At 62.0% G+C, this 22,615-nt stretch carries 19 protein-coding genes; 11 read left to right on the plus strand and 8 right to left on the minus strand.

Annotated elements, in window-relative coordinates; all coding sequences use genetic code 11:
- The 4 genes from V1479_RS16795 to V1479_RS16810 form a co-directional block, all read left to right on the plus strand.
- A partial coding sequence (locus tag V1479_RS16795; protein ID WP_368803955.1) for a Crp/Fnr family transcriptional regulator occupies window positions 1-747 on the plus strand: 747 nt, incomplete at its 5' end.
- Between the two features lie 351 nt (window positions 748-1,098).
- A complete protein-coding gene (locus tag V1479_RS16800; protein ID WP_438620736.1) occupies window positions 1,099-1,863 on the plus strand; it encodes a LuxR C-terminal-related transcriptional regulator in 765 nt (254 codons plus the stop codon).
- 157 nt (window positions 1,864-2,020) lie between these two features.
- Window positions 2,021-4,129: a GumC family protein gene (locus tag V1479_RS16805; protein ID WP_368803957.1), complete on the plus strand. Its 2,109-nt coding sequence runs from the start codon at window positions 2,021-2,023 to the stop codon at window positions 4,127-4,129.
- A complete protein-coding gene (locus V1479_RS16810; protein WP_368803958.1) occupies window positions 4,126-5,391 on the plus strand; it encodes a polysaccharide biosynthesis/export family protein in 1,266 nt (421 codons plus the stop codon). The genes V1479_RS16805 and V1479_RS16810 overlap by 4 nt, the downstream gene beginning before the upstream one ends.
- A gap of 40 nt (window positions 5,392-5,431) precedes the next feature.
- On the opposite strand, the gene V1479_RS16815 is transcribed toward V1479_RS16810, so the two are convergent.
- Window positions 5,432-6,442 carry a GDP-L-fucose synthase family protein gene (locus V1479_RS16815; RefSeq protein ID WP_438620738.1) on the minus strand — a complete coding sequence of 337 codons (1,011 nt, stop codon included), beginning with the start codon at window positions 6,440-6,442 and terminating at the stop codon, window positions 5,432-5,434.
- Entirely contained in the window at window positions 6,414-7,487 is a 1,074-nt protein-coding gene (gene gmd, locus V1479_RS16820; RefSeq protein WP_368803960.1) for a GDP-mannose 4,6-dehydratase, read from the minus strand. The genes V1479_RS16815 and gmd overlap by 29 nt, the downstream gene beginning before the upstream one ends.
- Before the next feature lie 278 nt (window positions 7,488-7,765).
- On the opposite strand from gmd, the gene V1479_RS16825 reads away from it, so the two are divergent.
- From V1479_RS16825 to V1479_RS16840, 4 genes are read left to right on the plus strand one after another with little or no spacing between them, the layout of a single operon-like run.
- Entirely contained in the window at window positions 7,766-9,019 is a 1,254-nt protein-coding gene (locus tag V1479_RS16825) for a glycosyltransferase family 4 protein (protein WP_368803961.1), read from the plus strand.
- Window positions 9,016-10,275 (plus strand): glycosyltransferase family 4 protein, encoded by a 1,260-nt coding sequence (locus V1479_RS16830; RefSeq protein WP_368803962.1) that lies wholly within the window; start codon window positions 9,016-9,018, stop codon window positions 10,273-10,275. Before V1479_RS16825 ends, V1479_RS16830 begins: the two co-directional genes overlap by 4 nt.
- The gene (gene asnB, locus V1479_RS16835; RefSeq protein ID WP_368803963.1) at window positions 10,263-12,176 is read left to right on the plus strand and encodes an asparagine synthase (glutamine-hydrolyzing); all 1,914 of its coding nucleotides are present in this window, start codon (window positions 10,263-10,265) and stop codon (window positions 12,174-12,176) included. The genes V1479_RS16830 and asnB overlap by 13 nt, the downstream gene beginning before the upstream one ends.
- Entirely contained in the window at window positions 12,173-13,354 is a 1,182-nt protein-coding gene (locus V1479_RS16840; protein ID WP_368803964.1) for a glycosyltransferase, read from the plus strand. The genes asnB and V1479_RS16840 overlap by 4 nt, the downstream gene beginning before the upstream one ends.
- Before the next feature lie 15 nt (window positions 13,355-13,369).
- Here V1479_RS16840 and V1479_RS16845 read toward each other — a convergent pair whose 3' ends face one another.
- The 5 genes from V1479_RS16845 to V1479_RS16865 form a co-directional block, all read right to left on the minus strand.
- Window positions 13,370-13,957: an LbetaH domain-containing protein gene (locus V1479_RS16845; RefSeq protein WP_368803965.1), complete on the minus strand. Its 588-nt coding sequence runs from the start codon at window positions 13,955-13,957 to the stop codon at window positions 13,370-13,372.
- 3 nt (window positions 13,958-13,960) lie between these two features.
- A complete protein-coding gene (locus V1479_RS16850) occupies window positions 13,961-15,223 on the minus strand; it encodes a hypothetical protein (protein ID WP_368803966.1) in 1,263 nt (420 codons plus the stop codon).
- On the minus strand, window positions 15,220-15,822 hold the full coding sequence (locus V1479_RS16855) for a YdcF family protein (RefSeq protein ID WP_368803967.1): 603 nt from the start codon (window positions 15,820-15,822) through the stop codon (window positions 15,220-15,222). The genes V1479_RS16850 and V1479_RS16855 overlap by 4 nt, the downstream gene beginning before the upstream one ends.
- 56 nt (window positions 15,823-15,878) lie before the next feature.
- Complete coding sequence (locus V1479_RS16860; protein ID WP_368804568.1) at window positions 15,879-16,688, minus strand: glycosyltransferase family 2 protein; 810 nt, start codon at window positions 16,686-16,688, stop codon at window positions 15,879-15,881.
- A 77-nt stretch (window positions 16,689-16,765) separates the two neighbouring features.
- Entirely contained in the window at window positions 16,766-17,869 is a 1,104-nt protein-coding gene (locus tag V1479_RS16865; RefSeq protein WP_368803968.1) for an MraY family glycosyltransferase, read from the minus strand.
- 295 nt (window positions 17,870-18,164) lie between these two features.
- Between V1479_RS16865 and V1479_RS16870 the strand changes: the two genes are divergently transcribed.
- The 3 genes from V1479_RS16870 to V1479_RS16880 are packed head-to-tail and all read left to right on the plus strand — an operon-like array spanning window position 18,165 to window position 21,115.
- The gene (locus tag V1479_RS16870; protein WP_173192994.1) at window positions 18,165-18,548 is read left to right on the plus strand and encodes a hypothetical protein; all 384 of its coding nucleotides are present in this window, start codon (window positions 18,165-18,167) and stop codon (window positions 18,546-18,548) included.
- Between the two features lie 57 nt (window positions 18,549-18,605).
- On the plus strand, window positions 18,606-20,114 hold the full coding sequence (locus tag V1479_RS16875; RefSeq protein ID WP_368803969.1) for an oligosaccharide flippase family protein: 1,509 nt from the start codon (window positions 18,606-18,608) through the stop codon (window positions 20,112-20,114).
- The gene (locus tag V1479_RS16880; RefSeq protein WP_368803970.1) at window positions 20,111-21,115 is read left to right on the plus strand and encodes a glycosyltransferase family 2 protein; all 1,005 of its coding nucleotides are present in this window, start codon (window positions 20,111-20,113) and stop codon (window positions 21,113-21,115) included. The genes V1479_RS16875 and V1479_RS16880 overlap by 4 nt, the downstream gene beginning before the upstream one ends.
- 8 nt (window positions 21,116-21,123) lie before the next feature.
- Here V1479_RS16880 and V1479_RS16885 read toward each other — a convergent pair whose 3' ends face one another.
- Entirely contained in the window at window positions 21,124-22,365 is a 1,242-nt protein-coding gene (locus V1479_RS16885) for a polysaccharide pyruvyl transferase family protein (protein WP_368803971.1), read from the minus strand.
- Window positions 22,366-22,615 lie beyond the last annotated feature (250 nt).

Genomic DNA, 22,615 nt, shown 5'->3' on the forward strand with positions numbered 1-22,615 from the left:
GCTCATCAGCCTGCCCGCAGTGGCGCGCTGATCAGCCCGGCCAAGCCGGAGAGCGCGGCCACCAATGCCGCCAGCTACACCACGCGGTGGGACACCATCGGGCTGAAGGATCTGGAGTCATTTGGCTTCATGCCAAAGCGTTACGCCGCGCATGGAACGATTGCGCCGCTGGGCGAGGAAAGACATCGCGTCCGTATCGTACATTCGGGGTGGTGTCGGATCGAAAAGTTTGTCGGCGAAGGCGAACGGCAGATCATCGATTTCCCGATCAAGGGCGACATCATAGGCCTTGCGGGAGACAACCGCATGGCCGGGTTCTCGGTCACGGCGATCACGGACGTCATCGTTTTCGAGTCCAGGCCAGGCTTTGCGATGGAGCGTTTGGACGCCAACTCGCCTGTCGATCGCGTGCTGCTGAATTCAGCCGGTCGCCGGCTCGCCATTATGTGCGAACACATGGTCAACCTCGGTCGCCGCAGTGTTCTGGGGCGGATATCGCACATCGTTCTGGAGCTTGGTTGTCGCGTCACAGGAAAAAGGCCCTCGGAAATAGGCCAGTATGCCTGTCCCCTGACGCAGAACGATCTGGCGGACGCGGTTGGCCTTACGCCGATCCACCTCAACCGCAAACTGCGGGAATTGCGGGAAGAGGAATTGCTCTCTTTTCGTCAGGGTACAGTCGAGTTCCTCAATCCAGACCGGTTGATAGAACTTGCGGATTTCGATCACCGATACCTTCGGGTGTGAGGTATCCTCCGAAAGGTGATGGTCTGGCTATCATCATGGGTGAGGGTCGGCCAGTTGTCGTTCAGTAAACTCATCGCGTTGGCGGAGAATCCTTCTTTGTCAGCTATCAAGTGCGAACAAAGATTCTGATTATCTATCCCATTTATTGCGAAGAATGTTCATTTTTCCTGATTTTTAGAATGAAATTGTGCAATTCACTTAATCCTAATCAATGTTTGCCTGATCGATAGGGCCTACTAATGGTTTGTATACCGCCCGTTAATCTTAATGTTTGGCAAACGCCAACGGAATGACGGGCACCAGGATGCGGCGCGGAAACTTGGTGTAGGTAGTAAAGGGGAGCAACTAGTCATGCGCAGCATCCATGAAGAAAGACCGGAGCGTTCTATTTTTCTTGTGAGTGAAGACAATTTGACTGACAGATCTCGCGACGGGGTCGAGCGGCAGGAAGATAGGGGTACTTTGCTCATCTTCGATACCCGTGTCCTCGATCGCGATTGCCTGGCTCAAGGACTTCGCGCCAAGCAGATGCCCTTCGATGTCGTTGCATGCGGTTCGATCGCCGAATGGCGGCAGATGAAGAACCAGCATCCGCCTCTTTCCGCAGTACTTCTGTGTATCGGACGGCAGCGTCCTGCAGACGCGGCGGTCGGATCGACGATCACCAAGCTGGTAGCGGAGTATGCATGCCCCGTTATCGTGCTCGCCGACAACGACGAGCTGGCCCATGTGCTGAAAGCTCTCGAACTCGGCGCCAAGGGTTACATCCCGACTTCGGTCCAGATCGATGTATGCATCGAGGCAATCAATCTTGCGCTGGCAGGCGGAATATTCCTCCCGGCCAGCAGCGTCTTGGCAATGCGCAGGGCGATCGAGGCCGGCAACGACGTGAACCGGCCGATGTCGGGCATGTTCACGCAGAGGCAGGAAGAGGTCGTCAACGCTCTTTGTCGCGGGAAGGCCAACAAGATTATCGCCTACGAACTCAATCTTCGCGAAAGCACCGTGAAGGTTCACATCCGCAACATCATGCGGAAGCTCAAGGCAACCAACAGGACCGAGGTTGCTTTCAAGATCAATGAAATGTTCCCGGAGCACGCGAACTTCCAGCACTGATCGCCGAAGCGATTAGTCAGTTAGTTCTAACGCGGGGGCGTTTCAGATGATTGTTGATGATGTACGGCGTTCGGCCGGGAGTGTGAAACTACGTCAGTCCTGGAATCCCTGGCTCACCTTGCGACGACGACGCATAACGATTGCCGTCGCAAGCGCCTTGGGTTTGTCGGCTGCATGGTTCGGCTATGCCAACGCACCGTCCAGCTATGTTTCGCAGGCGGTCATCGTTCTCGACGTGCGACGGGTTCAGGCGATCCCGAATGAGTCCGTCGTCTCACCGCTACCGCAGGACAGTCCAGTTCTGCGGACACAGCTCGACATTATCGGGTCGCGTACTCTGGCCTTGAACGTGGTCGAACGGCTGAAGCGCGAAGGTATCGATGTCGAGGAGCACCGGCTTGTCGATTGGAGCCCGTTAACGCTCATTCGCTCGGTCGTGGGATTTGTTGCTTCGGGCAACGCCGGTTCATCCGGCGAGGCGGAACAGGCGCCGCAACCCACGACGACCAATTCCGATGAGCGTATGATCGACCTGCTGTTGTCAAACCTCAGAGTCAGCAACGACGGTCGCTCATACACGATCTTCATATCCTATGCTTCGGCAAAGCCCGAGATATCAGCCAGCGTCGCGAATGCGTTCGCGCGTTCTTATCTGGCTCATCAGATCGACATTCAGAAAGCGGCCAATCGCCGGGTAAGCGACTGGCTTGGGGAGACGCTGATCGGCCTGCGAGCTCAGCTCGAGCAATCGGAACAGGCGCTGGAGCACTTCCGGCAGGGCGCTGGGCTTATCCAGACCAATGGCGTATCGCTCCAGTCGATGGCCGTGGCGGCTGCAAACACCGAAACGGCAAGGGTGAAGGGAGCTCTCGCAACGGCCGAGGCGCGGCTTGAAGTCGTGAAACGGCTGGCGGGCGAGCAGGATGTGCCGGCTCTCGCGGAATTTCTCGGCTCGACGGCCATCCAGACCCTGCATACAGAACATTCGAGGGTCGAGCGCGAGCTCGACACCTTGAAAAAGAGCGGTGCGATCCGCAGCAGGCAGATCGATCTGCTGACGGCTGAAAAGGAAGCTCTCGACAGGCAAATCGGCGTCGAGGTCGACCGGCTCATCCAGAGCCTTGCAAACGAAGCTGATATCGCGCGGGAGAACCTCGCCGCGCTCGGACAGTCGTTGCAGGCTGCCCAGACAGAACTTTCGGAAGCCAACAATGCGGAGTTGACCGCAGCGCAGTTGCAACGCGAGGCGACCGCCAACCGGGCGATCTATGAAAGCTACCTTGTTCGCTACAAGCAGACGATCGAACAGGATGGTTTCGAGATGCCCGAGGCGCAGCTTATCTCGCCTGCACAGCCAGCGGCTGCGCGCGCAAGCCCGCGGCCGTCCAACTGGTTGCTACTGGGTATCGGCCTTGCCGGCTGCTTCGCCGCCTTCGGCATCACATGGCGTGAAATGACGGACAGGCGTCTGCGGATCCTGCGGGACCTGGAGGCGACAGGCATCCCGGTAATCGGCGCGGTTCCGCGCCTGCCGGCGCGCCGTTTTGGCAAGGTCGAGACGGTAGCGGATCAGGCTACGCCTCTCGGCCTGGCACTGTCGGGTATCCGGCTCAGCCTGCGGGCGCGAGGCAAGAAGGTCGTTGCGGTCACGTCGGCCGGTAGCGGGCGCGGAAAGACCAGTCTCGCGCTGGGGCTCGTCCGTTCGGCTGCTGCAGCGGGGCTCAAGGCGGTGGTGGTTGAAGCGGATCTCCGGAATCCGAGCCTAGCCAGTACGGCAGGGCTGAAGCCGGACGAGTGGCTGGACGGCATACTGGACAGTGAGCTCGCAAGCGATGCCGTCATCCATCGCGATCCGCAATCGCAAGCCTGCATCGTGCCTGCGCGGTCGCGCAAGGTCGCGCCGGAACTGTTCCTGCAGAGTTCCGCGTTCGGCCAGTTCGTCGCCCGCCTGAGGGAAAACTTCGAACTGGTGGTGCTCGACGCACCCGATCTCGAGCGTGCCAACGATGCTGTGGTGATCGCCGGGCTTGCCGATTGCTCGCTGTTTGTCGTCGATTGCGAGCGCGATCGTTCGGAACAGGTGGTGGATGCGCTTCGCCGCATGACGGCGATCGGATCCGCGCCGGACGGTATCATCCTCAACCGGGCCAGCAAGGATGTCACGCTGGAACCCGATTTTTCGCCGGAAACCACATCTTGGTCGCTGAAGCGACAGCCCGGTGACCCGGCATCCGGCCAAGGGTCGGTGATAAGGATAGCGCGATGAAAAGCACCATTGCCACCAAGGCCGGGCAACGCCGGTTTGCCCAACGCCTGTTCGCTACGGTCGCCGGCAGCGCTTTGCTGGCTGTCACGGTATCGAGCGCGTTCGGCCAGGCTGCAAACGAGCCGTACCTTCTCGGAAACGGTGATGTGCTGGCTATCAACGTCTTCGGCGAGGAGGGCCTGTCTGGCGAGTTTACGATCAATGATGGCGCGATCGCGTATCCGCTTCTGGGGCAGGTCGTGGTATCAGGCAAATCGACGGCGGATGTTGCCGATGCGCTTTCCCGTGACCTCGCGGAATTCGTGCCGGGCCTGTCCGTGGCGGCGGCGGTCAGCCGCTATGCGCCGGTTTTCGTCCTTGGCGACGTGCAGACTCCAGGCCGCTACGACTATCGGCCCGGGATGATCACGCTGGAGCTGTTTGCTCTGGGCGGCGGCCTCCGGCGTGCGGAAACGCCCCTGGCCAGCGGCAGCGGGCTCCAGCTTCTGGGAATGCGCCAGGAACTAAACGACAACGAACTGCAGATCATGGGTCTGGAGGCTGCGCGTGCGCGACATCGTGCCGAACTGGACGATGGCGACTTCATTCCGCCGGAGCCACGCAAGGACGAGCCGGCGCTTCTGGCTTTCCAGCGAAAGGTCAACGAGCGTGAACGGGATCTGCTGACGATCCGCAACGCCAATCTGGAGGCTGAGGGGAAAGCACTTCTGGCCCAGGAGCAGAGTTTCGTCGACGAGATAGCAAGCATCACCCAAAGCATCAAACTGCATGAGGACGAAATAAGGCTGCTTGGCGAGGACGTGGCGGCGACGACCCAACTCGTCGAGCGCGGCCTGACGTCCAAGTCAAACCTGCGCGAATCCGAGCGCCGGCTTTCCGCCACGCGACGCGACGCCCTGGAACTCAACTCATATCTTGCCCGCGCGCGGCAGAATCTGCTTGCGGTCCAGCAAAGGCGCGAGGGCCTCAAGGAGCAGCGCCGCAACGAGGCGGCCGCCAAGCTGCAGGAAGTCGAACTGGAGCTTGAGCGCAAGGCCAAACGCGAGGAGGCGCTTCTGGCTTCCATGGTTGAAGTCGCCATGACGGCGGATTCCGGCGCGCAGCTTCAGGCGGGTGTTACGCTGTCCTATCGCATCCTGCGCCGGACGCCCGAGGGTGACTATGAGGAAACGCCTGTCGGCGAACGTGAACAGATCAGGCCGGGGGATATCCTCAGAGCCGAGATGGTTCGACCGGTCGCTACGAGCGCCAACACGAACTGAAGGTTCCGGCGGCTTCATGCCGCCGGCGCCGCTCCCTCTCTCATCCGACAATTTGCTCCACGGCGCGGCCCAACGGCGGTTGCGCCACAGCGTTGCGGGCGCGCCAGGCGCGATACATTTCGCCAAGCCCGTCTTCTAGAGAAATTGACGGTCGCCAGCCGAGCGATTTGACGCGCTGCGATCCCAGAACCTTTCGCGGCGTTCCGTCGGGCTTGGTCGGATCGAAGACGATCCGGCCGCGATAACCGACGACGCGGGCGACCACATGCGCGAGGTCGGCAATAGAAATCTCCAGGCCCGACCCGACGTTGACCGGTTCGCCGCTTACGTGGCGACTGAGCAGCAACACCACAGCGTCCGCCAGATCGTCGACGTGCAGGAACTCGCGAAGCGGCGTTCCCGTGCCCCAGAGCTCCACGGTCTGCGCCCCAGCTTCCTTCGCTTCGTGCATCCTTCGCATGAGAGCGGGGATCACGTGCGAGTTCTGCGGATCGAAATTGTCGTTCGGTCCGTAGAGGTTGCACGGCATTACCGTGAAGAACTGCTGGCCATGCTGCCGGTTGTAGGATTCTGCCAGCTTGAGCCCGGCGATCTTGGCGATCGCATAGGCTTCGTTGGTTGCCTCCAGCGGTCCGGTTAGAAGCGAGTCCTCCTGGATTGGCTGTTCGGCCTCGCGCGGATAGATGCAGCTCGAACCAAGCCAGACTAGCCGTTCGACGCCGATCTCGTGCGCTGTCCTCAGCACATTCGCCGCAATCATCAGATTGTCGTAGAGAAAGTCGGCCGGGTAGCGGGAGTTGGCCATGATGCCGCCCACTCGTGCCGCCGCGACCACCACCACCTGAGGTCGCGTACGGCGCATCCATGCCTCAGTCGCATCCTGGCGGATAAGGTCGAGTTCGTCATGGCCGGCCAGCAGCAATTCGCACGGCTCCTGCGACAGGCGCCTGTGCAGGGCCGAGCCCACGAGACCAGTGTGTCCGGCGATCCAGACCCGTTTGTCGCGCAGCTCGAACGACTGTTCACATGCCATTGAAGTCATTGCGACCAGCCTCGAGCGCTATGGTTCTCATGTCCGAGCTGACCATCTCGGTGACGAGATCGTCGAAGGAGCAGCTGTGCGACCAGCCGAGCTTTTCGCGCGCCTTCGACGCGTCGCCCAGCAGGAAGTCCACTTCGTTCGGCCGGAAATAGCGGGGATCGATCTCGATGATCGTATTGCCGTTGCGCGTGTCGATGCCGATTTCCTCGACGCCGTTTCCCGCCCATTCGATCGGGCAGTCGACAACCGAGAAAGCCTTCTCGACGAACTCGCGGACCGTGTGTGTCTCGCCCGTTGCCAGCACGTAGTCGTCAGGGATGTCCTGCTGAACGATGCGCCACATGCCTTCCACGTAGTCGCGAGCGTGACCCCAGTCGCGCTTGGCGTCGAGATTGCCGAGCATGAGACGCTTCTGCAGCCCGCGTTCGATGGCGGCGACGCCACGGGTGATCTTGCGGGTCACGAAGGTTTCGCCGCGCACCGGGCTCTCATGGTTGAAGAGAATGCCGTTCGAGGCGTGCATGCCGTAGGCATCGCGATAGTTGACCGTGGTCCAATATGAAAACAGCTTGGCTGTCGCGTAGGGGCTCTGCGGCACGAACGGCGTCATTTCGTTCTGCGCCGTCGGTGCGGTCTTGCCGAAGAGCTCGGATGTCGAGGCCTGGTAGAAACGGCACTCCTTCTCCAAACCGAGGATGCGGATCGCTTCCAGCAGCCTCAAGGTTCCGAGCGCGTCCGCGTTTGCCGTGTATTCGGGGGTTTCGAAGCTTACCTGAACATGGCTCTGGGCACCGAGATTGTAGATTTCGTGCGGCTTCACCTTCTGGATCACGCGGCAGAGATTTGTCGCGTCGGTCAGGTCGCCATAGTGCAGGATGAAACGAATATCCTCGTCGTGCGGGTCCTGGTAGAGGTGATCGATGCGCGCGGTGTTGAAAGAGGACGAACGCCGCTTCAGACCGTGGACCTCATAGCCCTTCGAGAGCAGAAGCTCCGCGAGATAGGAACCATCCTGTCCCGTGACGCCGATGATGAGTGCTCGCTGTTTCGGCAATTGCGCCCCCTTTTATGTTGGCAAGACCAGACCGCAGCTTTGCCGGTCTCGCGCGGGCGCGGAACTTGCCAAATAGGTGCATGGCGGGGCGAAACAGCACAGCCCTAAAGGTGTAGCCTGCAGGCGGGTGGCACGTTCTGCCGCAATCGGAGCGGCCTTCCGCAGCCATAAGGGGTAGGCGGGTTCGAATACCGCTCTGGCTCCACCTTTCGCTGAAATTGCGGTTCCGGTTGTGAAGTCACAGCCTGCGATGCACCAAAACGAACACAGGCGCTCGCATGCGGATCGTTCTCGTCAACCGCTACTTCCATCCCGACCAGTCGGCAACGAGCCGAATGGTCTCCGGGCTGGCCTTCGCGCTTGCAAAACGGGGCTATTCGGTGGCCGTGGTCACAAGCCGGCAATTCCACAATGACAACGATGCGGTCCTTCCGGCCCGCGAAACGATCCAGGGGGTCGAGGTCACGAGGCTGGCTACCTCCGCGTTTGGCAGGGGGAGCCTGCCCGGCCGTGCGGTAGACTATCTTTCATTCCACGTTCTTGCCGCGTGGTGGATGCTTGTGAATGCCCGCCGGGGCGATCTGTGCGTCAACTGCACCGACCCGCCGCTGCTTTCGGTCGCCACGGCCTTGCCGATCCGCCTTCGCGGCGCGGCGCTGGTGAGCTGGGTCATGGACCTGTTTCCGGAAACCGCGATCGAACTCGGCATGCTGGATCGGCATCCAAGGCTTGCAGCGCTCGCGCTGCGCCTGCGGAACTGGTCGGATCGGCGCGCCTCGTTGATCGTCTGTCCGACAGGCACCATGGCCCGCCATCTGGCGGCGACTACAACGACGCCGATTTCGGTCGTTCATCACTGGTCCGACGGCGGCGAGATACGGCCGATTGAACGACAAAAGAACGAGCTGCGTGCCCAGTGGGGCCTCCGGGACAAGTTTGTGGTCGGATATTCCGGAAACTTCGGGCGTGCGCATGATTTCTCGACGCTGCTTGAAGCATCGGACCTGTTGCGCGACCAGAACGACATCCATTTTCTGATGGTCGGTGACGGACAGCAGCGCAAGACGGTCGAGACGGAGGTGAGGCGCCGCCGGCTCGAAAACGTGACCTTCAAGCCGCTACAGCCGATCGATGTGCTTTCGCAAAGCCTCTGCGTCGCGGATGCGCATCTCGTGTCGTTGCTGCCGGAGCTGGAGCACTGCATCATTCCCAGCAAGTTTTACGGCGTGTTGGCCGCAGGCCGCCCGACGCTTTTCGTCGGTTCGCTTGGGGGAGAAGTCGCCCGCGTCGCGCGCGATTACGATTGCGGAAATGCATTCGAGATCGGAGACGCGAAAGGCTTGGCTGCCGAGGTCGTCGCCCTGCGCGATGACGAAGAGCGCCTTCGTATGTTGGGCGAGAACGCAAGGCGGCTGTTCGAGAACGAATATTCGATTGGCATCGGCGTTAACGCATGGCTTCGCGCGGTGTTGAAGCTCGCGCCCCAGAGCGGCATTCCTGTCGAGACGCGCGGAGGCGCAGCAACCGCATGAAGGGAACAGTCGTCGTCAGTCAGCTTGGCGCGCGCATGCACTATGCGGTGCCTCGCATCTTCGAAAACCTTGGCCGCCTCGAGCGCCTTAACACCGATATCTGCGCCGCACGCGGGTGGCCGCGCGCGCTCGGCATGATGCCGCGCCGCGCACTGCCGGCCTCGCTAAGACGCCTCGCCGGCAGAGTTCCGCAAGGCATACCACCCCACAAGATACGCTGCTTCGAGACGATTGGGCTTCAGTCCGTCATCCGTCGCATGATGACGCCGACCATCGCTGTCGATACGCAGGTCGCGCTGGAAGCGGGGCGCGCATTCTCGCGCGCGGTGGTGGCGGAAGGCTTCGGGGAAGCCCGCGCCTTCTACGGCATGAGCGGCGAATGCCTCGAGCAACTGCAGGCGGCGCGAAAGCAAGGCCTCTGGAGCGCCGTGGAGCAGGTTATCGCGCCGCGCTCGGTGGCCGACCGTCTGGTGGCCCTCGAAACCGAGCGGCATCCGGGCTGGGAGCCTGCGCCGGACGAGGTGCCGCTGGCTGGCGAGTACGCACAACGCGAAAAAGACGAATGGGAGGCGGCCGACCTCGTCATATGCGCGTCCGACTTCGTGCGTGACGGTATCGCTGCGGCTGGAGGGCCGGTCGAGCGTTGCGTGGTTGTGCCTTACGGAGTCGACGCCACGGTCGTGCGAAACTTTTCGAAGCCCCGGTTGCCGGGCCGGTTGCGGGTGCTGACGGTGGGAGCAGCCTGTCTCAGAAAGGGCACGCCGGACGTAATGGCCTCGGCACTGCGTCTGAGCAAGGAGGCATCATTCCGCTTCGTCGGGCCGGTCGAGCAACTGCCGGCGGCGCGCCAGCGCGAGCTTGCTGACGCCCTCACCGTGACGGGGCAGGTGCCCCGCTCCGAAATTCCGGCGCAATACGACTGGGCCGACATATTCTTCCTGCCGTCGATCTGCGAGGGGTCGGCCACGGTGATCTACGAGGCGCTGGCGGCCGGACTGCCGGTCGTGACGACGCCGAATGCAGGCAGCGTCGTTCGCGATGGAGTCGATGGTTTCGTCTGCCCCGCAGGCGATGTCGACGCCCTGTGCGACAGGATTTCGCGCCTGGCCGCCGACCCCGATCTCGTCGTGTGGATGGGACGCAATGCGCGTGCGCGGGCGGCCGAGTTCGATGTGGCTGCATATGGCCGGCGGCTGTGGGCCGCCTTCGATCCTTCCGCATCGGCCGAAATGGAAAAACTGTCATGTGCGGTATAGCAGGTGTCATTTGCCAGGATGGCGGGATTGCGCGGCTGGCGTTGCCGGCGATGGTTGACGCGCAACGTCATCGCGGCCCCGACGGCGGCGGCGAGCATTATCTGACGATGGGCGATGCGACCCTCGGGCTGGGCCACCGGCGGCTCTCAATCATCGATCTGTCGGCCCAGGGCGCGCAGCCGATGGTTCATCCGCATACCGGTGACGTGCTCGTCTACAATGGCGAGATATACAACTATCGCGATCTCAAGGAGGAGCTGAGTGCCGGCGGCACCGTCTTTCTGGGCGATAGCGATTCCGAGGTGCTGCTGCACGCGCTCGTCGAGTGGGGGCCGCGCGCGCTGTCGCGCTTGCAGGGCATGTTCGCGTTCGCATTCTACCGGGCCGCTACCGGGGAGATGATGCTTGCGCGCGATCCCCTGGGGATCAAGCCGCTCTATGTCGGGCGGCGCGGGCGTACATTCGTCTTTGCCAGCGAGGTGCGCGCCATTCTCGCCTCGGGTCTGCTCGAGCCGCAGATCGACCCGCGCGGCATCGCAGGGCTATTCTCCTACGGCGCATGCCAGCATCCCTATACGATGTTCCGCAACATCCGGTCGTTTCCGGCCGGCGCGTGGCAGATGCTGACGGCCAGGGGCGAAGAAGAGCCGCCGGTGCACTACTGGTCGCCACCGCGGCCTGAATCGCATCTGAGCCGATCGGAAGCCGTCGAGGCTGTACGTGGAACGCTGGAAGCATCGGTGCGCGATCATCTGGTGAGCGATGTGCCGGTAGGCGTGTTCCTGTCTTCCGGCCTCGACAGCACCATCGTTGCCGGGCTTGCCGCGCGACACGCCTCGACGCTGCGAAGCTTCACAGTCGGCTTTGCCGAGAACCCCGATCTCAGCGAACTGGAACTGGCCGGCGACACAGCGCGCCGCTTCGGCCTCGACCATACGGAAATACGCATCGAAAGCGCGGATGCGATTGCAACGACCGAAGCATGGCTGGGCGCGATCGATATGCCGTCGATCGACGGGCTCAACGTCTATGTGATTTCAAAGGCAGTGCGCGAACACGGCATAACCGTCGCCCTGTCAGGGCAGGGCGGAGACGAGCTTTTCGGCGGATATTCGAGCTTTGTCGATGTGCCGCGCCTCTACCGGATGCTGAGACATGCATCCTGGCTGCCGGCGCCGAAGCGGCGGCGGCTGGCGGAACTCCTCAGCGCGGGCAAGCCGGCAGCGTTCCGGGCCAAGGCTGCCGCTCTGGCCGAATCCGGCGCGGACCTGACCAGCCTCTACACTCATCGGCGGCGGCTAATGGCTCCTGCGCAGATGAATGCGCTCGGTCTCGATGCGCGATGGCTGGGACTGGATGAAAATTTCCTCGATCCCGAGGAAATGGAGGCGATGCCCGTCAATCCTCGGGACCCGATATGGAGTGTCGGCCTGCTCGAGAGCCGCCTCTACATGGGCAACATGCTGCTGCGGGATGGGGATGCCGACGGCATGGCGCACTCGCTGGAAATTCGCGTACCGTTGCTTGATCGACGGCTTGTCGACCTTGCTTTCGGCCTGCCGGGACGCGTTCGCCTTCCCAACGGGCGCGCCGACAAACATATGCTTCGCGCGGCAATGCCGGACCTGCTTCGTCCCGAACTCCTCAACCAGCCCAAGCACGGCTTCACGCTGCCGATACGGCGCTGGATGCTCGGCCCGCTGGCCGAGAGCTGCCGAAGCGGATTCGAACATCTTCGCGCGTCCGGGCTGGTCGAGGCGGAAGGCCTCGAGGCCTTGTGGTCGACCTTCGTCGCCGAGCCGGAAAGTCCGGCATGGTCACGCGCTTTCGCCTGCTGCGTGCTCGGCCACTATCTGCGCCGAACCGCCCGCACCTCGCCTGCAAGGGAGTACGCGTCATGAAGGTCGTCCACGTCATCGGCTCGATCGACCCGGCCTTCGGCGGACCTCCCGGGGTCGTGATGCGCATAGCCGCAGCCCAGGCTGCCAAAGGGCACAATGTGCACATCGTTAGCTACGCGGATGCGCAAGCGGAGCCGCGCATTCGAAGGGCGCTGCTGGACGTGCCCGGGATCCTCGATGTCGAACGGCACCTGCTGCCCGAACCGGGCCGCAGCGAACGCATACTGGCGCTGGCGACACGCCGACCTCTCACCGAAATCATCGCTGGCGCCGATGCCGTTCATCTTCACGGAGTATGGGAACCGATCCTGCGGCAGGCGGCGAATGTCGCGCGGTCGGCCGGCATTCCATACTGCGTTCGTCTGGCGGGAATGCTTGATCCCTGGAGCCTGCAGCAGAAATACTGGAAGAAGCGGATCGCGCTCGCGTTGGGCTATCGACGGATGCTCGACGAGGCCGCGTTCATCCATGTGCTGAACGATGACGAGGCACGACTGCTGGCGCCTTTGAACCTACGCGCGCCAACGCGAACGATCCCCAACGGTATCTTTCTCGACGAGATCGAACCCTTGCCGCCAAAAGGCAGCTTTTCGAACCAGCATTCGGCGCTGGCGGGACGGCGCTTCGTGCTGTTTCTGTCGCGGCTGCACACCAAGAAGGGGCTCGATTATCTGGTTGATGCCTATGCACGGCTCGCGCCGCAGTGGCCGGACGTCGATCTGGTGATTGCCGGCCCGGACGACGGGGCCGAAGCGTCCCTGCGCAGCGCCATTGCCACCCATGGACTTGGCAAGCGCGTGCACCTCGTCGGCGGCCTCTACGGCCGCGAGAAGCTAGAGGCGCTTTGCGATGCCGCGTGCTTCTGCCTACCCAGCCGGCAGGAGGGGTTCAGCGTGGCGATCACGGAGGCGCTCGCCTGCGGCGCCCCAGTCGTCATCTCCAAGGAGTGCCATTTTCCGGAGGTTGCGGCAGTGGGCGCCGGCATGGTCGTCGATCTGAATGCGGAGGCTGTTGCATCCGCACTTTCGGCTATCCTGGCCGACGCCGAGACAGCCGAGGCAATGAGCGCTGCCGGCCGCGCGCTCGTCAGGCAGCGCTTCACCTGGCCGGTTATCGCCGATATGACGCTCGATGCCTACGGGCTTGCGAGAAAACCGAACATCTGCGTCGCTGCTTGAGTTTGATGGGCTGGTTCAGACGATCTTTTTGCGACTTCTGAGCGGCTTGGCGTGATTGCCGCCATAGACTGTCCAGTCTTCGAGGTTGCGGAAGGTCACCGCGCGGGCTCCGAGAACCGCGCCTTCGCCGATATGTACCCCCGGACCGACGAACGCCTCGGCGGCCACCCACGCGTTTCGCCCGACCTTGATCGGCCGAGCACGCAGCGGGAAGTCCGGGTCGTCGATGTCATGTGTGCCGGTACACAGGTGCGCCCGCTGAGAGACGATTGCGAAATCCTCGATCGTCACTGAGGCGACGTTGTAGCAGATTGCGCCAGGTCCCAGAGAGGCCCGCTCACCCATCTTCAAATTGCCGGGCCACCAGATCTTCACGCTGCTGCGCACCATGGCCGTCGGATGGATGTCGGCTCCGAAGGCGCGCAGGACCAGCCGTCGCAAAGGCTGCAACTGCGGCGGCGTCCATCTCGCGAACAAGATCCAGCAGGTCGACCATGCCACCCTTGCCACACGATGGCGCAGTTCGAATGTCGCCCCGCCAAGCAACGGAGACCGTCCGCGTGCGCGGCCCCTGGGTTCTACTGTCTCGCTGTGACGGGCCATGGCTCACGCCACCGTTGCCGGCACCAGTCTGTGTCGGCTTCTGACCTGGTGCAGCGAAGCGAGCATCAATGCCGGCGCTAGGAAAAAGATCATGTGCACCCAGACCTGCAACACCCAGTCGGTCACGTGCGAGATCGAATGCATCGCAGGTACGATGCTGAGCATGTAGACGATCTGTCCCGTCGTGGACCCGCTCATGGCCGAGGCCCAGATGCGGGACATGAGATAGGAGAGGATGAGAAACTTGACCGCTCCGAAATACCAGAACGACAGGAAAGCATCGACAAAGCCGGTCTCGGTCGTGCCCGTTGGGGGAAGATAGTCTCGCGAGGGTTCCGGCGTCGGGATCATCAATGCCTTCTTCGTCGAGGCCCCAAGAATCTGGGCAGGTACGAAGTTGAAGACGAGACGGTTCCAGTGAACCGCGCCGTAGTCGAATTCGCCGCTGCGATCGATCTGCCCTATGCGCTGGACGGCGTTGCGAAACTCGAGCCCGCCATTGGCCAGGTTTTCCCTGAAGTTGTCGACGACATCGATCTCCATGATCTGCCGGGCGTCGAAGCCACCGCTTTCGCGGTTGATGTGACGGTAATCGGCGAGGCTTCCCATGACGAGCGTGATGCCGACCACGCCAGCGATCGCAGCGAGCCGCGGCGGTGTCCAGCCGCGATGGAACCAGTAGGCAAGCGCCAGGATCAAAACGATTTCCAGGGTCTCGGCGCGTTTGCCCGTGACCAAAATCCGGTCGAGGCAGAATACCAGGTCGAAGGCGATGACAGCGCCGGCCAGCCAACTCGGTCGTCGTGCGAAACAGAGGGCGGCGATGGCAAGTCCGTAAATCAGAAGCCGGCCGAAGAACAGGTAAACCACGCTGATGCCGGACATCTGAACGCCGACGGTCAGTTCCGAGGGCATGCGGCTGAGCTGGAAGTAGAACAGCGCTCCCACGAGCGACATGACGACGGCGACTTTCAGAAGCCTCGCTTCGGAAAAGCTCTGGGCGAAAAACGGAAGCGGCGCGGCATTCTCCCGCCAGCCAACACGGATCATCGCCATGCAAAGCACGGCGACGCCCATCGCGGCGGTATAGGCGCCCTCGGGCAGCGTCATATCGCTGATGACCGGCGGAATCTGCGGCAGCAGGAAAGCGAACGCCATCATCCCTGCAAGAAACGGGAACTCGTAGACCCGCCGGGGGGAGGCAAAGCCGGTGGCAAGGAACCAGGCGACGATGCCGGTGAAAATCAAGGTCAGGGCCCAGCTCATGCCGGCTCTCCCGCGCACCAGCCGGTGGGCTTATCCGTAGCTTCGATATCTCGCGCAAGATCGCCAAGCGCGTAGACGACGGTCTTGGCATATTCCTGGGCTATCGCGGGGCCGTGATGGCTGAATGCGGCTCCCGGGAATGTCGGCGGGGGTTCCGTCGGATTGGATTTCCAGTCGATGCGCGGACAGGCCCTTTCGAAGCTCGCCAGAGCGCGGCGCGAATGGTACCAGCTTGTCACGAGCGTGGCCGAAGCCGTCTCAGATCCGGCAAGTATGGGAGCGGAGAGCTGCGCGTTTTCGCGGGTGCTACCGGATCGGCATTCCGTGGTTATGGCACCCCTGGACACGCCCGCTGCAATCATGGCGTCGCGGATGTACAGACAGTCGCCGTCGCCCGATACGAGAATCCTGGGCGCCAGGCCGGCGAGCCACAGCTCTGCCGCTTTTGCAGCGCGCGGCGGTCCGTCTCCCCCAAGTACCACAATGACATCGGTCCTCGCGAACGCGTCCCTCACCGTCAGCAGCGGTTCGGCCAGGGCGACCAGACAGAGATAGAGCACGAAAACCGCAATCGCCGCCAAAGCGGCCGCGGCGAGCATGCTTGCTCTCCCGATACCCGTTGTGATGAGTGCATTCATGAGCTGCATCGCGGTCGTCAGATTCGCAGGCCTTGCCGCCTGCGACGAAGCTCTTCCGTCTTCAGCCCGATCATGAACTCATAGCCGGAAATGAGCCGGCAATAGGCGTAGCCCGGCCAGCCATCGAGGAAGCCGCCGCGCAGCACGTACATGTAGAGAAAGCGCAGGGTGGGGCGGAACGGCAGCCTGGCCGCCATCGCCTTCAGCGCGCCGCGCCGCTGGTCGGCACGTCGGCTGAACAACGATACCCAGCGGAGCGGCGGCGGCGGATTCTCGATCGCGAGTTCAGCCTCCACGCTCGAATAGCGGTTGTGCTTGTCGAACCAGGCGCGGAGCCCGTTGTTGAAGCTGTAGTGGATGAAATGCGCTTTCAGCAGGCCACCCGGCTGGTCGGAAGCGCAGACGGAATGGACCTCGCGGTCGAAGCGGACCTTGGCGGGCCTGACAAGCCGTGTGATCCAGGTGGGATACAGGCTCGCGTGCTTGATCCAGCGCCCCATGAACATGTTCTTGTAGCGCGCCTTGAAAAACGCTTCCGGCCGGCCTTGATCGGCGGCGATCGCCAGCATTTCGTCGCGCAGTTCGTCGGGCGTGATTTCGTCGGCGTCGGGCGTATAGACCCACTCGTTGAGGAACGGGATCTGGGTGAGCCCGAACATGCGCTGGCCGTTTTCGGTCGTGTAGTGATGCTGCACCACACGTGCGCCTGCTGCCCGTGCGATCTCGACGGTGCGGTCCGTGCTGAAGGAATCCAGCACCACCACATCGTCGCTCCAATCGACCGAGGCAAGGCAAGCCGGCAGGTTCTGCTCCTCGTTAAAGGTCATGATGAGCACCGACACGCCGGTCCGAGTACGGCCTGCTCCTGAAGCTGCTCCCGACTTCCTGTCGGCCAGAACAGTGGTCATTGCCCACCTCCCATGACTGGCGGTGTGTCACGCCTGACGAAGCCGGCATTGCCAGCAGGCTGGACATTGGAGCTCCGCCCGGCTCCGGTGAGTGCAGTCACCGCTGCGACGTGCGCGGCAACCGGGATCGCAAGGCCGAGCGCCATCAGAATATCCGGTACGCCGAACAGAATGCCGAAATAGCCAATCGCGCCGCACAGCGCGCTGACACCTGCGATCAGAACGGCAGCCTGCGCGTGCGGCATGCCGCGGTCGACCAGCAGATGGTGCAGATGCATCCGATCTGGCGAAAAGGGGCTACGCCTAGCCGCGATGCGGCGCATGATAAGGCTCAGCGTATCCATGAACGGGATCACCAGGATCCACAGTGCACTGACAAATGCGACGCTGCTGCCGGTCGAGAGGCGAACGACGAAGTAGGCCAGGAACGCACCGAGCATGGCGCTGCCGGCATCTCCGAGGAAGACGCTGGCCTTGGACCGCCAGGGATGGCGCATGTTGAAGACGAGGAAGCCGATCGTTGCTGCCAGCAGCACGAGCGCCTGCAATACCACGTCGGTGTCACCCACATGGGCGGCTATGAGCGCGAGCCAGAAAAGCGCGGCAGCGACGCTTGCACCGGCGAGACCGTCGATGCCGTCGAGCATATTGATCGCATTGACGCTGCCTACGAGGAAAACGAGGGCAAGCGCACCGCCGAGCAGGGGTGACAGCAGCACCGGCAATTCGCCGACATAGCCCAGATGGATCGACAGGCTCATTCCAGGAAGGATGAGCAACAAGGCGGCACAAAGCTGGATGACCAGGCGCGTCGCTGCGCGCAGACCCCAGCGATCGTCGGCGGCACCCGTCAGGACCAGGATGCCGATGCCCGCGGCCATGTACCAGGGCACCTCGTGATGCCCGTCAAAACCGAGGGCGGTTATCAGGAAAGCGCCGAAAATCGCCAGTCCACCGCAGAGCGGCACCGCGCCTTCGTGCTGCTTTCGCAAATCTGGAAGATCGACGAGCCGGAAGCCAGGCGCAACGCGGCGCATGACTTCGATCAGCAACACGGTCGTCAGAATCGCGTTCAGAAGATGTGCGTAGAGATTTGGCAACCCCGCCTCCAAGCCCTTCCCAACCATATGATCGGTACCACTTGCGCGATCCGAACATGATCCGATGCTAGCTTGAACGCTGCTCCGCTCTATCTGGACATTCAGGGAGTCGTTGGGCCCAAAAGAACTAGCTGCGTAATCCTCTGGTAGAGTGTACGGGTTGCCGCGAGCGGCACCGTCCTCCCCGAAACCACCCGCCTTGTCGGCCTTGTCGTGGTTTCGAGCCATATCGGCGCGAATCGGTCGCCCACAAGCTCTTCCGATGCCACCAAAGGCTTAACCCGGTGTCATTCGGATGCCGCAAAAGGACAAATCGTTCAAAGCGATTTCGAGTGCGCTCGGTGCGAGCATCAGCATCGGCGAGTTATCGGTCAATGTCTGCTCGGTAGCTGGGCAGATCGTGTGGAGTACGACCGAAATGGACGTGGTCATAAGCAGTTCCGAGACGCGATCTTTGAGCCTGGCCGCTCTCTACATCTGTCAATCTCTGTTGCTCGAATTGGAAGAGACCGGCAGGATCGATCATGATGGCGTCCAGGGGTTGCTGAAAGATGCCGCTAACGCGCTACGCCAAAGCAGCGCTGTCGCTGCCAAGTCGCAATGGATGGAGGCGGGCCGCATCGTCGATGCGATGCGCCTGAGACACGACCGGCTCTCCGTCCTCGATAAGCCAGGATAGCAGGCGGTCTTCAGCAGACCATGAAAGCCGGCGGCGGCCGGCCGGGCAGGAGGGGTAATGAATCGCGTTCGACGTGCCTTCGTGATGGCTTCGGTTGAGCAGTATCTTTCGCTCATCATCAATTTCGTGCTCGTGGCAACCCTCTCTCGGCTCTTGACGCCGGCGGAGATCGGCATCGCCGTGGTCGGCCTGGGTGTGTGCGTCATCACCTTCTCTTTGCGCGAATTCTTCACCGCCGAGTTCCTCGTGCAGCGACCGGCCGTGAATGCGGAGGAGGTGCAGAGTTCCGGCACCATACTCATCTGTGCATGCGTGATGTTGGGGGTAGGCCTGATGCTGGCTGCCCCCATGCTGTCGCGGTTTTATGGCGAGGAAGGGCTGCAGCTTTTTCTCGCCGTCATGATCCTGGCAACCGTGATCGACACCATGTCCTACCCGGCGGTGGCGTTGCTGCATCGCGAGCTCGATTTCGGCAACACGGCAAGGATCCGCGTGGCCTCGATCGTGGCGATGGCCATCACCACCATCAGCCTCGCGGCGATGGGATTCGGCTTCATGAGCTATGCATGGGGCAATCTCGTTGCTGCGTGCGCAACGACACTGATGACGAGTTTCATCCATCCAGACGCCCTGCCGACGAAGCCGACAGTTTCCGCGTGGCGGGTCGTGCTGGATTTCGGCCGGTTCCGGGGCGCGGCAGGCATCGTCGACAAGATCTACGAGGCGATCCCGCAACTCGTGCTTGGCCGCTTCATGCCGATGTCCGATGTCGGGCTCTACAGCCGCATGAATGCGATCTCGGGCATACCCGACAAGATGCTGCTGTCTTCGGTATTCTCGATCGCCTTTCCAGCCCTTGCCGACGGCGTGCGCAACGGGCGGGACGTCAAGCGCGCGTATTTGCATGCGTTGAGGCTTATTTGCGTGATCTACTGGCCCGCCCTGCTTTTGATGGCGCTGCTTGCGCGGCCGGTCGTCAACCTCATCCTTGGGCCGGCCTGGATGGAGGTGGTGCCGCTTGTCCGGATCGTCGCGGTTGCGGGCATCTTCTTCTTCCCCGTCATACTTACCCATCCGCTGCTAATGGCTACAGGCAAGAACAAGACGGCATTCGTTTCCAACCTGACCGCCAAGTCCAGCGCCGCAGTCATCCTGTGCAGCGCCAGCATGTTCGGATTGACGGCGATGGCCTGGAGCCAGTTGGTGGCCCTGCCGTTGCAAATGATCATCGCGCTTCATTATGCGCGGAAGGCTGTTTCGTTTACTTGGCGCGACCTTGCCGGCGCGATCGGCAGCAGTGCGATCGTCACGGTCGCGGCGATGGCATGCCCGGTGGGTTTCACCTGCTGGATCCGGCCTGATCTCGATTTCACCGTCCTGGAGTTCGGGGCGGTCTTGCTTCTGGCCTTCTGCGGCTGGCTGGCGGGCGTGTTGCTTACGCGCCATCCCGTGCTTTCCGAGATGCTCAATCTGCTTCGACTGCGGCAATGGATAAGGAGCGGGGAGGACCGTTCCGCCGAGAGGGCCGGAGAACGAGGCTTTCTTCAGGGAACGGGCCAGGCATGAGCGACAAGATGGCCAGCATCGACATTCTCGTTCCGAGCTACAACTACGCGCGCTATCTGGACGAGTGCCTCCGAAGCATCCGATCTTACCGTGGATCTGAAATGCGGGTGCTGGTTATCGACAATGCCTCGACCGACGAAAGCGTCGCGATCGCTCGCCGACATGCATCCGAGGATTCGCGGATCGAGGTGCGAGCCCGCACCAAAAATCTTGGATCGACCTCCTCTTTCAATGAAGGTATAGACTGGGCGCATTCGGACTATTTCGCCGTTCTGTGTGCGGACGATTTGTTTACGCCCGGGGCTCTGGCGCGCGCGGTCGCGATCATGGAGCGGCACCGCAACGTGAATCTCGTTTACGGCCCCACGCGGTTCGTGATGGGTGACGACGAAGCCTCTCTTGCATCGACGGATGGAGCCGCAGAAGGCTATCAGGTGATGGCAGGCGGCGACTTCCTTGAAGAGTTCTGTCGAACCGGTCGCAATCCGGTTGCCGGTCCGGCCGTGGTCGTGCGGACAAGCACGCAAAAACGTGTGGGTCACTATCGCGCCGAGCTCACCCATACCGATGATGTCGAGTTGTGGATGCGTTTCGCCGCCATAGGCGATGTCGCGCAGGTCGACGCCACGCAGGTCATCTCCCGTATCCACGGGGAAAACAAATCGTCCGCGGTTCGCGACGTCCATATGTGGAACGTCGAGATGGAGCGGGCCTTCAACGTTTTCTTCGCCGGGCCGGGCGCAAATCTGGCTCAAGCGGAAAGGCTAAAGAGGCTTGCGGTAAACAGCCTGGCGGCGCGGGCCTACTGGTGCGCGGTTTCCCACCTTGTTCGGCGGGAACCGGGGGTAGCCAATCTCATCCGCTTCGCTTTAAGCAGGCGTCCGTCGTTTGCGGTGCTGCCTCCGGTGGGAAGCCTGATGACCAGAGGCGATGCCATGGAGCGTATCGCCGCAACGTTGCGATCCGTGACGGCTGGCGGTGTGCAGTCGACGCGTGGTTGATGCCCTGATCAATGAGACGAGGGCGCACCGGGCGCGAGTTCCACTTCCCGCTCGGGAGGCGATGGCAGCAATTCAAGCACAGCGTCTCGCTGTGCGATCAGGCGTTTCATGTAGCCTGAAGTGACAATGGCCATCCGGTCAGCGATCTCGACACGCTCGGCCGATGCGCGCATGAATTGCTGCTTCAACAAATCAAGATCGAAGTGTTCGATGTGCTGCGAGAAGCCATAAAGGCCGATCTGCCGCAGCAGCGCTTCGTTCTTTTCGGCATAGCCGAGAGAGATCAGCGGCCGCTTCAGCTTGATTGCGCAGACGACGTTGTGGAACCTGCTGGCGACGACAACGTCTGTCAGCGCGATCTGGCGCATCACCTCGAAAAGCGTCGTCGTCGGCTCGACGATGAGGGCTGATGTGAGCTCGGGAGATAGCGTTGCCTGCAGGCGCTCCAGCGCGTGCCACACGGCGCGCTGATCCATGATGTCGCCGGTCAGCAGCCGAACGTCGTGCCCCTTTTCCAGGAGCCAGCCGATGAAGGATACGACCTTACCCATATAGAGGTCGTAGATCTCCTCGGAGTTGGCTCCGCGATTGACCCAGCCCGAATAGGCCATAACGCCCACACCGACGGTCAAAACATCCCGGACGGGCCTCGGCTTCGCGGGAGGCGGTGTAAGGGCAAAGGCCAGATCGGGACAGACCTGGTCCGTTCCGCGACCGATTCCCAATTTCACCATGAAATCGCGCGACTGGATGTCCCTGTAGGAGCGGTAATGGCACAGGCGCGCGGCTGCCGTGAGGAAGAAGCGGCTCATCGGGTGCCGGATGGGTCCGGCTCCAATGCTGACAAATGCCAGACGCGCGCCGACCAGCCGTGCCGCAAGGCACCAGCGCAGTATCATCAGCGGCCATCCGCGCGGTATCTCCTGAAAGTCGTCGAGAAAACCGGTTCCCGGAACGAGAACCATATCGGTGCCCTTCAATTGTCTGATCGGATCCAGCAGGTGGATTATGCGGCCGGGAAGCCTCAACAGCACACGATTGAGAAATGAAGCGACCCTGCCGGTCATGACAGGGCGCGATGTTCCGATCGACGAGATGCCAAGGTCGGACTCGACATTGGCCGGGTTCGGACAAGCGCAGACAATCTCGGCGTCCGGCCGCGCATCCCGCAACAGGTCCGCCATTGCCTTCAGCGATCCGTCGTTGCCGGTGTTGCCGCAGCCGAACTGCCCGAACAGCACGATTTTCATACCCACCCCTCGTGGATTTTTGCCTGACATAGTGGCGAGCGGGCTGCCGAAGGACAGTTGGCATTTCGAGGGTGGTTCACCAAACGCCAGACACAGGGATGCTGGCCCGCCACTCCAATGCACCTTGCCTAAGCCGCACGCACACGCGCTCACCACAAAGGGGTAGGGTCAGCTTGCACCAATGCCCGACTATCGAGCCGGGGCGTTTCGCCTAGCATGCAATGGATTCAGGCGACACCGCCGACGTCCC

The organism is Neoaquamicrobium sediminum (genome assembly GCF_040970315.1).
In the GTDB taxonomy this organism is placed as follows: Bacteria; Pseudomonadota; Alphaproteobacteria; order Rhizobiales; family Rhizobiaceae; genus Aerobium; species Aerobium sediminum.